General features: G+C 64.9%; 11 protein-coding genes. 10 read left to right on the top strand and 1 reads right to left on the bottom strand.

What is annotated here, in order from left to right; genetic code table 11:
* Positions 1–11: 11 nt before the first annotated feature.
* From betI to trxC, 7 genes are all read left to right on the top strand, one after another.
* Positions 12–668: a transcriptional regulator BetI gene (gene betI, locus IM733_RS21140; RefSeq protein WP_110735256.1), complete on the top strand. Its 657-nt coding sequence runs from the start codon at positions 12–14 to the stop codon at positions 666–668.
* A 38-nt stretch (positions 669–706) separates the two neighbouring features.
* Complete coding sequence (gene betB, locus IM733_RS21135) at positions 707–2,179, top strand: betaine-aldehyde dehydrogenase (RefSeq protein WP_213659259.1); 1,473 nt, start codon at positions 707–709, stop codon at positions 2,177–2,179.
* 76 nt (positions 2,180–2,255) lie between these two features.
* Positions 2,256–3,953 (top strand): choline dehydrogenase, encoded by a 1,698-nt coding sequence (gene betA / locus IM733_RS21130; protein ID WP_248918349.1) that lies wholly within the window; start codon positions 2,256–2,258, stop codon positions 3,951–3,953.
* 242 nt (positions 3,954–4,195) lie between these two features.
* Positions 4,196–5,938 (top strand): potassium/proton antiporter, encoded by a 1,743-nt coding sequence (locus tag IM733_RS21125; protein ID WP_248918348.1) that lies wholly within the window; start codon positions 4,196–4,198, stop codon positions 5,936–5,938.
* Between the two features lie 37 nt (positions 5,939–5,975).
* A complete protein-coding gene (gene mscK / locus IM733_RS21120; RefSeq protein ID WP_248918347.1) occupies positions 5,976–9,284 on the top strand; it encodes a mechanosensitive channel MscK in 3,309 nt (1,102 codons plus the stop codon).
* Between the two features lie 157 nt (positions 9,285–9,441).
* Entirely contained in the window at positions 9,442–10,902 is a 1,461-nt protein-coding gene (gene selO, locus IM733_RS21115) for a protein adenylyltransferase SelO (protein ID WP_248918346.1), read from the top strand.
* Between the two features lie 100 nt (positions 10,903–11,002).
* Positions 11,003–11,437 (top strand): thioredoxin TrxC, encoded by a 435-nt coding sequence (trxC, locus tag IM733_RS21110; protein ID WP_248918345.1) that lies wholly within the window; start codon positions 11,003–11,005, stop codon positions 11,435–11,437.
* Here trxC and IM733_RS21105 read toward each other — a convergent pair.
* A complete protein-coding gene (locus IM733_RS21105; RefSeq protein ID WP_248918344.1) occupies positions 11,434–12,207 on the bottom strand; it encodes a ParA family protein in 774 nt (257 codons plus the stop codon). The two genes, trxC and IM733_RS21105, sit on opposite strands and share 4 nt — an antisense overlap.
* Before the next feature lie 319 nt (positions 12,208–12,526).
* On the opposite strand from IM733_RS21105, the gene IM733_RS21100 reads away from it, so the two are divergent.
* Genes IM733_RS21100 through IM733_RS21090 form a run of 3 tightly spaced genes read left to right on the top strand, consistent with a single transcriptional unit; the run spans position 12,527 to position 14,284 of the window.
* On the top strand, positions 12,527–13,249 hold the full coding sequence (locus tag IM733_RS21100; RefSeq protein ID WP_248918343.1) for a beta-ketoacyl synthase chain length factor: 723 nt from the start codon (positions 12,527–12,529) through the stop codon (positions 13,247–13,249).
* Complete coding sequence (locus tag IM733_RS21095; protein WP_248918342.1) at positions 13,225–14,043, top strand: lysophospholipid acyltransferase family protein; 819 nt, start codon at positions 13,225–13,227, stop codon at positions 14,041–14,043. The genes IM733_RS21100 and IM733_RS21095 overlap by 25 nt, the downstream gene beginning before the upstream one ends.
* The gene (locus IM733_RS21090; protein ID WP_011531782.1) at positions 14,012–14,284 is read left to right on the top strand and encodes a phosphopantetheine-binding protein; all 273 of its coding nucleotides are present in this window, start codon (positions 14,012–14,014) and stop codon (positions 14,282–14,284) included. The genes IM733_RS21095 and IM733_RS21090 overlap by 32 nt, the downstream gene beginning before the upstream one ends.
* Positions 14,285–14,291 lie beyond the last annotated feature (7 nt).

Below are 14,291 nucleotides of genomic sequence, written 5' to 3'. Positions count from 1 at the left end.
GAGATAGCAAGATGCCCAAGGTCGGTATGCAACCCATCCGCCGCCAGCAGTTGATCGAAGCCACGCTACAGGCGGTCGATCAGGTCGGACTGGGCGATGCCAGCATTGCGCTGATTGCCCGTTTGGCCGGGGTGTCGAACGGCATCATCAGTCACTACTTTCAGGACAAGAACGGCCTGATCGCAGCGACGATGCGCTACATAATGAACATGCTCAACGAGGGTGTGATCGCCCGTCGTCAGGCACTCACGGACGACAGCCCGCGTGCCCACCTGAAGGTGATCATCGAAGGCAACTTCGATGCGAGCCAGGTGAATGGCCCGGCAATGAAAACCTGGCTGGCCTTCTGGGCCTCCAGCATGCACCAGCCGTCTTTGCACAGGTTGCAGCGGATCAACGATCACCGCCTGTATTCCAACCTGTGCTGCCAGTTCCGCCGCGTCCTGCCGCTCTACCATGCGCGCAAGGCTGCCCGCGGGCTGGCGGCCCTGATCGACGGCCTGTGGCTGCGTGGCGCCCTGTCGGGGGATGCATTCGACACCGACCAGGCGATACGAATTGCTTACGAATACATGGATCTACAACTGGCTAAACAGCAGTCCCTGGGCACAACCGACCAGGCCTCTGAACAGCCGCGCGCAGCGACCAGCCAACCGGCAGGAGCGTGACGCGGCAGCCAACCACACACTGCACTTGCGAGGACACTATGGCCCGTTTCGGAACGCAAAAACTCTACATTGATGGCGCTTACGTCGACGCTGGCAGCGACGCCACCTTCGAAGCCATCAACCCGGCCACCGGCGAAGTCCTCGCCCATGTGCAGCGCGCGACCCAAGCCGACGTCGAAAAAGCCGTCGAAAGCGCCGAGCGTGGCCAGAAAGTCTGGGCCGCGATGACCGCCATGCAGCGTTCGCGCATCCTGCGTCGCGCCGTCGACATCCTGCGCGAGCGCAACGACGAGCTGGCCATGCTGGAAACCCTGGACACCGGCAAGTCGTATTCGGAAACCCGCTACGTCGACATCGTCACCGGCGCCGACGTGCTGGAGTACTACGCTGGCCTGGTACCGGCCATCGAAGGTGAGCAGATCCCGCTGCGCGAATCGTCCTTCGTCTACACCCGCCGCGAACCGCTGGGCGTGACCGCCGGTATCGGCGCCTGGAACTACCCGATCCAGATCGCCCTGTGGAAATCCGCCCCGGCCCTGGCCGCCGGCAACGCGATGATCTTCAAGCCGTCGGAAGTCACCTCGCTGACCACCCTGAAACTGGCCGAGATCTTCACCGAAGCCGGCCTGCCGAACGGTGTGTTCAACGTCCTGACCGGCAGCGGCCGTGAAGTCGGCACCTGGCTGACCGAGCACCCGCGCATCGAGAAAGTCTCCTTCACCGGCGGCACCACCACCGGCAAGAAAGTCATGGCCAGCGCCTCCAGCTCCTCGCTGAAGGAAGTGACCATGGAACTGGGCGGCAAGTCGCCGCTGATCATCTGCGACGACGCCGACCTGGACAAGGCCGCCGACATCGCCATGATGGCCAACTTCTACAGCTCCGGCCAGGTCTGCACCAACGGCACCCGCGTGTTCGTGCCTGCCGCGATGAAGGCCGCCTTCGAAGCCAAGATCGCCGAGCGCGTCGCCCGCATCCGTGCCGGCAACCCGGAAGACGAGAACACCAACTTCGGCCCGCTGGTCAGCTTCCAGCACATGGAAAGCGTGCTGGGCTACATCGCCAAGGGTAAAGAAGAAGGCGCCCGCGTACTGTGCGGCGGTGAGCGTCTGACTGCCGGTGACTTCGCCAAGGGCGCCTTCGTGGCCCCGACCGTGTTCACCGACTGCACCGACGACATGACCATCGTCAAGGAAGAGATCTTCGGCCCGGTGATGAGCATCCTCACCTACGAGACCGAAGAAGAAGTCATCCGCCGCGCCAACGACACCGAGTACGGCCTGGCCGCCGGCGTGTGCACCAACGACATCAGCCGCGCCCACCGCATCATCCACAAGCTCGAGGCGGGTATCTGCTGGATCAACGCCTGGGGCGAGTCGCCGGCAGAGATGCCGGTTGGCGGCTACAAGCAGTCGGGCGTCGGCCGTGAGAACGGCGTCAGCTCGCTGGCTCAATACACTCGCATCAAGTCGGTCCAGGTCGAGCTGGGCGGCTACAACTCGGTTTTCTAAGCCCTGTCTAGCCACGCCCGTGCCTTCGCGCACGGGCGTTTCCGCTCCCTGACCACCGCCAACGAGGGTACTTTTCATGTCCCAAGAATTCGACTACATCATCGTCGGTGCCGGCTCGGCCGGTAACACCCTGGCCACCCGCCTGACCGAAGACGCCAGCGTCTCCGTGTTGCTGCTGGAAGCCGGTGGCCCCGACTACCGCTTCGACTTCCGCACCCAGATGCCGGCCGCCCTGGCCTTCCCACTGCAAGGCCGCCGCTACAACTGGGCCTACGAGACCGACCCGGAGCCGTTCATGGACGGCCGCCGCATGGAATGCGGCCGCGGCAAGGGCCTGGGTGGCTCCTCGCTGATCAATGGCATGTGCTACATCCGTGGTAACGCCATGGACTTCGACGGCTGGGCGGAACTGCCAGGCCTGGAAGACTGGACCTACCTGGACTGCCTGCCGTATTTCCGTAAAGCCGAAACACGCGACATCGGCCCGAACGACTACCACGGTGGCGAAGGCCCGGTCAGCGTGGCCACGCCGAAAGCCGGCAACAACCCGCTGTTCCACGCCATGGTCGAAGCCGGCGTGCAGGCTGGCTACCCGCGCACCGAAGACCTCAACGGCTACCAGCAGGAAGGCTTCGGCCCGATGGACCGTTCGGTCACCAAGAACGGCCGCCGCTCCAGTACCGCCCGCGGCTACCTGGACCAGGCCAAGAAGCGCCCGAACCTGACCATCGTCACCCACGCCCTGAGCGACCGCGTGCTGTTCGACGGCAAGCGCGCCATTGGCGTGAGCTACCTGGTAGGTGACAGCGAAGAGCGCGTCGAAGCCCGCGCGCGCAAGGAAGTCATCGTTTCCTCCGGCGCCATCGCCTCGCCGCAGTTGCTGCAGCGTTCCGGCGTCGGCCCGCGCGCCCTGCTGGAAAGCCTCGACATCCCGGTGGTCCACGACCTGCCGGGCGTCGGTGAGAACCTGCAGGACCACCTGGAACTGTACCTGCAGTACGCCTGCACCCAGCCGGTGTCGCTGTACCCATCGCTGCTGTGGTGGAACCAGCCGAAAATCGGTGCCGAATGGCTGTTCAACGGCACCGGCATCGGCGCCAGCAACCAATTCGAGGCCGGTGGCTTCATCCGCACCCGCCCTGAATTCAAGTGGCCGAACATCCAGTACCACTTCCTGCCGGTGGCGATTAACTACAACGGCTCGAACGGTGTGAAAGAGCATGGCTTCCAGGCGCACATGGGCTCCATGCGCTCGCCTGCTCGCGGTCGCATCCAGGCCAAGTCGAAAGACCCGCGCCAGCACCCAAGCATCCTGTTCAACTACATGTCCACCGAGCAGGACTGGCAGGAATTCCGCGATGGCATCCGCCTGACCCGTGAAATCATGGCCCAGCCTGCGCTGGACGCGTTCCGTGGTCGTGAGATCAGCCCGGGCGCCCACGTGCAAACCGATGAAGAGCTCGACAAGTTCATCCGCGAGCACGCCGAAACCGCCTTCCACCCGTCCTGCTCGTGCAAGATGGGCACCGACGACATGGCAGTGGTAGACGGCGAAGGCCGCGTGCACGGCATGCAGGGCCTGCGTGTGGTCGACGCGTCGATCATGCCGCTGATCATCACCGGCAACCTGAACGCCACCACGATCATGATCGCCGAGAAAATCTCGGACAAGATCCGTGGCCGCAAGCCGCTGCCGCGCAGCACCGCCAAGTACTATGTGGCGGGCGATGCACCGGTGAAGGGCAAGGCGCTGCGTGAAGTGAAGCAGGGTTGAACCTGCGCCGGCTCAATCGCGGATAAATCCCCTCCTACAGACGAGTAGCACCTTGTAGGAGCGGATTCATCCGCGAAGGGCCAGCACTGACCAGCACAAGAAAAGGCACCTCTCGAGGTGCCTTTTTTCATATGCGGAAACGCTTTACAGCCTGCCAATTCATCAGGTTAGAATCGATTGGCACGCGACCTGCTAGTTCACGCTTCAGGTCCTTTTCCCGCGATGTACCGGAGTACTGCCATTTGGATGCGAGCACCATCAACAGCCTGTTCCTGATCGGCGCCTTGCTGGTGGGGGCAAGTATTCTGGTCAGCTCGCTGTCATCGCGCCTGGGCATCCCCATTCTGGTCATCATCCTCGCTGTCGGCATGCTGGCCGGGGTCGACGGTGGCGGCATCATCTTCAACAACTACCCGACCGCCTACCTGGTGGGCAACCTGGCACTGGCGGTGATCCTGCTTGACGGTGGCTTGCGCACGCGGGTGGCGAGTTTCCGCGTGGCCCTGTGGCCGGCGTTGTCGCTGGCCACCGTGGGCGTGCTGATCACCACCGGGCTGACCGGTATGGTCGCCGCCTGGCTGTTCGACCTGAGCCTTATCCAGGGCCTGCTGATTGGCGCCATCGTCGGCTCCACCGACGCCGCGGCAGTGTTCTCGCTGCTCGGCGGCAAGGGCCTGAACGAGCGGGTCACCGCCACGCTGGAGATCGAGTCGGGCAGCAACGACCCCATGGCGGTGTTCCTCACCGTCACCCTGATCGACATGATCGCCAGCGGCCAGACCGGCCTGCACTGGAGCCTGCTCACCCACCTGCTGCGCGAGTTCGGTATCGGCGGCTTGCTGGGCCTGGGCGGCGGCTGGCTGATGCTGCAACTGGTCAACCGCATCAACCTGGCCGGCGGCCTGTATCCGATCCTGGTGGTGGCTGGCGGCCTGGTGGTGTTCTCCCTGACCAACGCCCTGCACGGCAGCGGCTTCCTGGCCGTCTACCTGTGCGGCCTGGTGCTGGGCAACAAGCCGATCCGCAGCCGCCACGGCATCCTGCACATGCTCGACGGCATGGCCTGGCTGGCGCAGATCGGCATGTTCCTGGTGCTGGGCCTGCTGGTCACGCCCCACGACCTGCTGCCCATCGCCCTGCCGGCGCTGGGCCTGGCGCTGTGGATGATCCTGTTCGCCCGACCGCTGTCGGTGATCGCCGCCCTGCTGCCGTTCAAGGCCTTCCATGGCCGCGAAAAGGGCTTCATCAGCTGGGTCGGCCTGCGCGGCGCGGTACCGATCATCCTGGCGGTGTTCCCGCTGATGGCCGGCCTGCCGGATGCCCAGCTGTTCTTCAACCTGGCGTTCTTCATCGTGCTGGTGTCGCTGCTGGTGCAAGGCACCAGCCTGCCGTGGATGGCCAAGCTGCTGAAGGTCACCGTGCCACCGGATCCGGCACCGATATCCCGCTCCGCGCTCGAAGTGCATGTCACCAGCGAGTGGGAGCTGTTCGTCTACCGCCTGGGCGCCGAGAAATGGTGCATCGGCGCGGCCCTGCGCGAACTGAAGATGCCCGAGGGCACGCGTATCGCCGCACTGTTCCGCAAAGAGCAACTGCTGCACCCCTCCGGCAGCACCGTGCTGGAAGTCGGCGACATGCTTTGCGTGATTGGCCACGAACACAACCTGCCGGCCCTGGGCAAGCTGTTCAGCCAGGCGCCACAGCGTGGCCTGGACCTGCGTTTCTTTGGCGACTTCGTCCTCGAAGGCGACGCCGAGCTGGGTGCAGTGGCCGCACTTTATGGTCTGAAACTCGACGGCCTGGACGCGAAAATGCCGCTGGCGCAGTTCATCCGACAGAAGGTCGGAGGCGCGCCAGTAGTAGGCGACCAGATCGAATGGCACGGCACGATCTGGACCGTCGCGGTCATGGATGGGAACAAGATCCAGAAAGTCGGCGTCAGATTCCCCGAAGGTACTCGACCCGGCCCTGGGTTGTTCCTCTAAACTCCGTTCTCTGCCTTGGTGTGCAAGTAGTCTGCCTATGTCCCTGCGCGTGTATTTGCGCACAGCCCTGATCGGGTTGTGCTTCGCCCTCTCGTTCGCCGCCACGGCCGCCGAGACCCCGACCACCGCCAGCATCCAGAACAGCCTCGACAAGATCGCCGAGCGCAAGCTGCCCGAAGCGGAGCAGAAGGCCTTGCAGCAGGTGCTGGAGCAAACCCTCGCCCTGCTCGCCAGCAAGGACGACAGCGACAAGAAGCTGGCCGCTCTCAAGCAGCAACTGGCCGATGCTCCGCAGCAGACCCGCGACAGCCAGCGCGAACTGACCAAGCTCAAGGATAGCAAGGCGCCGCCCGTGGCCCAGCGCTACGCCAACCTTGGTGTGCCGCAACTGGAGCAGATGCTCAGCGAGCGCAGCACGCAACAAGGCGAGTTGCAGAAGGCGCTGTCCGAAGCCAACAGCCTGATCATCAACTCGCAGACGCGGCCCGAGCGGGCCCAGGCCGAAATCAGCAACAACCAGACCCGCGCCCAGCAGATCAACAATGCGCTCAAGGCCGGCAAGGACAACGGCAAGCCCCTCAACACCGACCAGCGCAACCAGCTCAACGCCGAGCTCGCCTCGCTCAACGCCCTCACCCTGCTGCGCCGCCAGGAACTGGCCGGCAACAGCCTGCTGCAAGACCTGGGCAACGCCCAGCATGACCTGCTGATCGAACGTGCCGCCCGCCTGGAGCAGGAAATCCAGGACCTGCAGACGTTGATCAACGACAAGCGCCTGGCCCAGTCCCAGCAGGCCGTCACCCAGCAGTCGATCGAAGCGCAGAAAGCCGGTGGCAGCACACTGCTGGCCAACGAAAGCTCGGCCAACCTCAAGCTGTCCGACTACCTGCTCAAGAGCACCGACCGTCTCAACGAACTCACGCAACAGAACCTGCGCACCAAGCAGCAACTCGACAGCCTCACCCAGGCCGACCAGGCCCTCGACGAGCAAATCAACGTACTCAAGGGCAGCCTGCTGCTGTCGAAGATCCTCTACAAGCAAAAGCAGGCCCTGCCGCACCTGAAGGTCGACCGCGACCTGGCCGACCAGATCGCCGACATCCGCCTGTACCAGTTCGAGATCAACCAGCAGCGCGAGCAGATGAGCAGCCCCTCCAGTTACGTGGACCGGCTGCTGGCCAGCCAGCCCCAGGAGGACGTCACCCCGCAGCTGCGCAAGGCCTTGCTGGAAGTGGCGATCACCCGCGCGGACCTGCTCGAACGCCTGAACCGCGAGCTCTCGGCGCTGCTCAACGAATCGATCACCCTGCAACTGAACCAGAAGCAGCTGCTGGGCACCGCGCAGAACCTGCGCACCACCCTCGAAGAGCAGATGTTCTGGATCCCCAGCAACAAGCCGCTGGACTGGGAGTGGCTGCGCTACGTGCCCGAGCGCCTGACCGAGCAGGTCGCCAGCCTGCCCTGGGGCTCGGGGGTCAAGGAGCTGGGCGATGGCCTGAGCCAGCGCCCGTTGCTGTTCCTGCCGCTGCTGCTGGTGATCGGCGCGCTGCTGTGGAAGCGCAAGTACCTGTACCAGCGCCTGGGCAAGGTTCACCAGGACATCGGCCACTTCAAGCGCGACAGCCAGTGGCACACGCCCCAGGCAATCCTGATCAACATCCTCCTGGCCATGCCGGTGGCCCTGGCCCTGGCCCTGGGCAGCTATGCGCTGCAAATCGACGCCCGCGGCCAGAACGCCAACCTGGGCGCCGCGCTGTGGCAGATCGCCCAAGCCTGGCTGGTGTTCTACACCGCCTACCGCATCCTCGCCCCCGGCGGCGTGGCGGAGATCCACTTCCGCTGGCACAAGCCCCAGGTCGAGTTCCTGCGCGGCTGGGTGCGCCGGCTGGGCACCGTGGTGCTGGCCCTGGTGGGCGTGGTGGCGGTAGCCGAGCACCAGCCATCGGCACTGGCCGACGACGTGCTGGGCATCGGCGTGGTGCTGACCTGCTATGCGCTGATGGCCTGGCTGCTCAGCCGCCTGCTGTTGAGCAGCCCCGCGCACCGCAACACCTCGCTGTTCCGCAAGGCGGTCGGGGTGGCCTTCACCGCCCTGCCCATCGCCCTGTTCGTGGCGGTGTGCTTCGGCTACTACTACACCGCCCTCAAGCTCACCGACCGGCTGATCTACACCCTCTACCTGCTGCTGTTCTGGCTGGTGATCGAGGCCGCGTTCGTGCGCGGCCTGTCAGTGGCGGCGCGGCGCCTGGCCTACCAGCGCGCCCTGAGCAAGCGGCAGGCGGCCAAGGAAGGGCTGGACGGCGAAGTGGTGACCGAAGAACCGACCCTGGACATCGAGCAGGTCAACCAACAGTCCCTGCGCCTGATCCGCCTGGCCCTGCTGGGTGGCTTCATTGCCGGCCTGTACTGGGTGTGGGCGGACCTGATCAGCGTGTTCTCCTACCTCAACAACTTCACCCTTTACGAATACACCAGTGGCACCGGCGCCGCCGCCAGCATGGTGCCGATCAGCCTCGGCGACCTGCTTGGCGCGCTGGTGATCGTCGGTATTACCTTCGCCCTGGCCGGCAACCTGCCGGGCCTGCTGGAGGTGCTGGTGCTGTCGCGCCTGAACCTGGCCCAGGGCAGCGCCTACGCCACCACCACGCTGCTGTCGTACACCATTGTCGGCGTTGGTATCGTCAGCACCCTGTCGACCCTCGGGGTGAGCTGGGACAAGCTGCAGTGGCTGGTGGCGGCACTGTCGGTGGGCCTGGGCTTCGGCATGCAGGAGATCTTCGCCAACTTCATCTCCGGCATCATGATCCTGTTCGAGCGCCCGGTGCGCATCGGCGACACCATCACCATCGGCAACCTGTCCGGCACGGTGAGCAAGATCCGCATTCGCGCCACCACCATCACCGACTTCGACCGCAAGGACATCATCGTCCCCAACAAGACCTTCATCACCGGCCAACTGATCAACTGGTCGCTGACCGACACGGTCACCCGGGTGACGCTCAAGCTGGGGATCGACTACGGCTCGGACCTGGACCTGGTGCGCGACATCCTGCTCAAGGGTGCCCACGAGAACCCACGGGTGCTGAAGGACCCCGAGCCGATCGTGTACTTCCTCAACTTCGGCGAGAGCTCGCTGGACCACGAGTTGCGCATGCACGTGCGCGACCTGGGCGACCGCAACCCGACCCTGGACGAGTTGAACCGCTACATCAACCGCGAGTTCAAGGTGCACGACATCAAGATCTCGGTACGCCAGGTGGAGGTGTTCCTGATGGACCAGAAGGGCGGCAAGCAACAGCTGATCCCGATGGAACAACCCAAGCCAGATGGCACGGCGTCGGCCTGAGAACGCCCGAATACTTTATCCTGTGCACATTCGCTGCGAGGGCTTTGCCCTCGTTCGCCGGCAAGCCGGCTCCTACACCGCCCACCTGTAGGAGCCGGCTTGCCGGCGAAGGGCCGCACAGCGGCCCCCATGGCAACGCCACCCAGGAGCAGGCCCCGTGAAGTCCCTCGACCAACTCGTCTTCGACAACCGCTTCGCCCGCCTCGGCGACGCCTTCTCCACCCAGGTCCTGCCCGACCCGATCGCCGACCCGCGCCTGGTCGTGGCCAGCGAAGCGGCCATGGCCCTGCTCGACCTCGACCCGGCCCAGGCCGACCTGCCGGTGTTCGCCGAGCTGTTCAGCGGCCACAAGCTCTGGGAGCAGGCCGACCCGCGCGCCATGGTCTACTCCGGCCACCAGTTCGGCTCCTACAACCCGCGCCTGGGCGACGGCCGCGGCCTGCTGCTGGGCGAGGTGCGCAACGACGCCGGCGAGCACTGGGACCTGCACCTCAAGGGCGCCGGCCAGACCCCGTACTCGCGCATGGGTGACGGCCGCGCCGTGCTGCGTTCGTCGATCCGCGAATTTCTCGCCTCCGAAGCCCTGCACGCCCTGGGCATCCCCAGCAGCCGCGCGCTGTGCGTGATCGGCTCCAGCGCCACGGTGTGGCGCGAAACCCGCGAAACCGCCGCCATGCTGCTGCGCCTGGCCCACAGCCATGTACGCTTCGGCCACTTCGAGTACTTCTACTACACCCAGCAGCCGGAACAGCAGCGCGTGCTGATCGACCATGTGCTCGAACAGCACTTCCCCCAGTGCCGAGAAGCCGAACAGCCCTACCTGGCGATGTTCCGCACCATCGTCGAGCGCAACGCCGAACTGATCGCCCGCTGGCAGGCCTATGGCTTCTGCCATGGGGTGATGAACACCGACAACATGTCGATCCTCGGCATCACCTTCGACTTCGGCCCGTACGCCTTCCTCGACGATTTCGACGCCAACTTCATCTGCAACCACTCCGACGACCGGGGCCGCTACAGCTACGCCAACCAAGTGCCGATCGCCCACTGGAACCTGAGCGCCCTGGCCCAGGCCCTGACCACGGTGATCGAGGTCGAGCCACTGAAAGAAGCGCTGGGCTTGTTCCTACCGCTGTACCAGGCGCACTACCTGGACCTGATGCGCCGTCGCCTGGGCCTGACCACGGCCGAAGACGACGACATGGTGCTGGTGGAGCGCCTGCTGCAGCGCATGCAGAGCGGCGGCGTGGACTACACGCTGTTCTTCCGCAAGCTGGGTGAGCGACCGGTGGCTGAGGCACTGAAGGTGGTGCGCGATGATTTCATCGACCTGGCCGGTTTCGACGCCTGGGGCGCCGAGTACCTGGCCCGTTGCGAACGCGAGCCCGGCAATGCCGAGGGCCGGCGCGAGCGAATGCAGGCGGTCAACCCGCTGTATGTGCTGCGCAACTATCTAGCGCAGAAAGCCATCGAGGCGGCCGAAGCGGGTGATTACAGTGAGGTACGGCGCCTGCACCAGGTGCTGAGCAAACCGTTCGAGGAACAGCCTGGGATGCAGGCCTATGCCGAGCGACCGCCGGAGTGGGGCAAGCATCTGGAGATCAGTTGCTCTTCATGAATTTGCAACCCCGGTTCGCCGGCAAGCCGGCTCCTACAATTCCCCGTAGGAGCCGGCTTGCCGGCGAACGGGCCACACGCCCAAATCAACTGGAGCCCTCATGTCCGAACCCCTGGTAATCCCCTGCCCCCACTGCAACGGCCTCAACCGTCTGCCCGCCGAGCGCTTGGGCGACGATCCGAAATGCGGCCGCTGCAAGCAGGCAGTGCTGCTCGCCCGCCCCTTCGAACTGACCGAAAACACCTACGCCGCCCAGATCAAGGGCGACCTGCCGTTGCTGCTGGATGTCTGGGCCGAGTGGTGCGGCCCTTGCAAGAGCTTCGCCCCGACCTTCGAACAGGCTGCGCGCCAGCTGGCCGGCCGCTGCCGCCTGGCCAAGCTCGACAGCGAGGCCAATCGCAACCTCGCCGGGCAGTTGGGCATCCGCTCGATCCCCAGCCTGATCCTGTTCAGAAATGGCCGCGAAGTGGCACGCCAGGCCGGCGCCTTCCCGCTCCAGTCGCTGTTGGAATGGTTGCGCGCCCAGGGCGTCTAGGCGCTGCGCTCGAGCAGGTCATGCAATTCGACGAACTGCTGGGTCAGCTTGTGCCGTGGCTCAAGATGGATCAGCGGCAGGCTGGCGTGGTGGGACTCGCGCATCTTCACCGAGCTGCCGAGGTACACCGGCAGCACCGGCAACCCTTCGGCCAGCAGCTCATCGAGCATCTGCTGCGGCAGGCTGGCGCGTGACTGGAACTGGTTGACCACGATGCCCTCGACCACCAGCTCTTCGTTGTGATCGTCCTTCAGCTCGTCGATCTCGGCCAGCAGGCCGTACAGCGCCTGGCGCGAGAAACTGTCGCAATCAAAGGGAATCAACACGCGATCAGCGGCGATCAACGCGGAAACTGCATAAAAATTCAGGGCCGGCGGCGTGTCGATGTAGATACGATCGTAGTCCTCGTCCAGTTCGTCCAGTAGTTTGCGCAGCTTGTTGATCTTGTGTTTGGCCTCGAGCTTGGGCTGCAGGTCGGCCAGCTCCGCCGTGGCGGTGACCACATGCAGGTTGTCGAAGGGGGTTTCATAGATATCGACCTTGTTCTTCTTGGCGAACGGCCCGCTGGACAGCGACTGTTTGAAGAAGTCGGCGATGCCCATGGGAATGTCGTCGCCGGTCAGGCCGGTCAGGTACTGGGTCGAGTTGGCCTGGGCATCCAGGTCGATCAGTAGGGTTCGGTAGCCTTCGCTGGCACTCACCGCCGCCAGATTGCAGGCAATGCTCGACTTGCCCACGCCACCTTTCTGATTGAACACCACGCGCCGCATGACAGACCTCCGTGTACCAACGAATGCCCGAGTATGTGGCGCTGCACCGGTAATGGCCAGCACTCTTCGCTCAAGTTGCAGCACGTGCGACCGACAACCTGTGCCTGACCAGCTGTCGGAATTTGCCTACCCGGAACATCCAACTCGATACTTCTTCGAGATTGCAATGTCTTACTGGCAAGAATGTAACGACTAATTGCTACACACCTCCGTCACCGGGATAATGCGCGCCACTCGGCAAAGCGCCACCCTGCAAGGTCTGTGTTCCGAGTCATTCCCAAGGCAAGGAAGTCCCACAGAGCGGGAAGTAACAAGCACCGTGATCACCTTTGATATCAGCCAATGGCGCGCCTGGGCCCCCGGCCTGCAGACGCCCGCCGACTGGCAATCCTGGGCCGCCACCGGCGCACGCCCCGCTGCCGAAGCGCAGGTGCCGGACGTGTCGTTCCTGCCCGCCATGCAGCGTCGTCGCCTCAGCCAGCTGGCGCGCATGGCGTTCGCCGTGGGCTGGCCGCTGGCCGAGGGCTGCGCACCGATGCCGCTGGTGTTCGTCTCGCGCCACGGTGAAACACCCCGCACCTTCTCGATCCTCAGCGACCTGGCCGACCAGCAGCCACTTTCGCCCACCCAGTTCAGCCTGTCGGTGCATAACGCCGTGATCGGCCTGTGGTCGATCCTGCGCGGCGAAACCTGCGAGGCGACCGCCCTGGCCGCGGCCGGCGACGGTTTCGAGCAAGGCCTGCTCGAAGCCGCTGGCCTGTTGCACGAAGGCGCCCCGGCAGTGCTGCTGATCATCGCCGAGGAACTGCCGCCACCGGTGTACGGCCCCTGGATCGACGACGTGCCCTTCGCCTATGCGCTGGCTTTACGCCTCACGGCTGGGCGACAATGGGGGATAGCACTAAGCCACCACTGCCCACCGGACGCGCCGCGCCCCCCGCTGCCTCACGCCCTGAACTGGTTGAAAGCCTCGCTGGGCAACACCCCCTCCTTTACCCACACCTGGAACCGTCGCACATGGAACTGGCAACGACAGCCATAGAGCGCCCCCGGGACGCCTATCACTGGCGCCTGCTGGCCACCGCCCTGAGCTTCGGCCTGTTCGGCCTGGGCGGCCTGTGCCTGCGTCTACTGGTGTTCCCCCTGCTCGCCTGCCTGCCGGGTGACGTCGCGCGCCACCGCCAGCGCGCCCGGCGCACCATCGGTTGGCTGTTCTGGCGCTTCATTCGCTTCATGCACGCTGCCGGCGTGCTCACCTACGAAGTCGAAGGCGCCGAGCGCCTGGGCCGGCCTGGGCAGATGATCATCGCCAACCATCCGTCGCTGATCGACGTGGTGTTCCTCATCGGCCTGGTGCGCCAGGCCAACTGTGTGGTCAAGCACAGCCTGTTCACCAACCCGTTCACCCGCGGCCCGGTGAACGAGGCCCAGTACATCGGCAACGACGGCAGCATGGACATGCTCGACAACGCCGTCGCCGCGCTGCAGCAAGGCCAGCCACTGATCATCTTCCCCGAGGGCACGCGCACCGCGCCCGGCCAGGCCCCCGCCTTTCATCGCGGCGCCGCGGCCATCGCCCTGCGGGGTGCGAAGATCATCACACCGGTGACCATCCGCGTCAGCCCTACCACCCTGACCAAGCACGAGCCCTGGTACCGCATACCCTGCCGCCGCGTGCACTTCAGCCTGCGCGTCGGTGCCGATATCGACCCCCAGGCCTACGCCGCCATGGGCCCGGCGCCGATCGCGTCGCGCCGCCTCAACGATTTTCTGCACCAGCACTACATAAAGGAGCTCGCCGCCGATGAGCGATGCACAGCAACACCTGCACCATGACCTCAAGCAACTGATCATCGACGCCCTGGGTCTGGAAGACATCAGCGTGCAGGACATCGACGACCAGCAGACCCTGTTCGGCGAAGGCCTGGGCCTGGACTCGGTAGACGCCCTCGAGCTCGGCCTGGCGATCCAGAAGCGCTACGGCATCAAGATCGACGCCGACGCCAAGGACACCCGCAACCATTTCGCCAACGTCGCCACCCTGGCGGCGTTCGTCACCGCACGTCAGGCAGCCTGAGACCGCA

It is taken from the genome of Pseudomonas entomophila, from assembly GCF_023277925.1.
In the GTDB taxonomy this organism is placed as follows: domain Bacteria; phylum Pseudomonadota; class Gammaproteobacteria; order Pseudomonadales; family Pseudomonadaceae; genus Aquipseudomonas; species Aquipseudomonas entomophila_D.
Note: the sequence above shows the minus strand (reverse complement) of the source record. Positions and strands in the feature narration are given on the sequence as shown.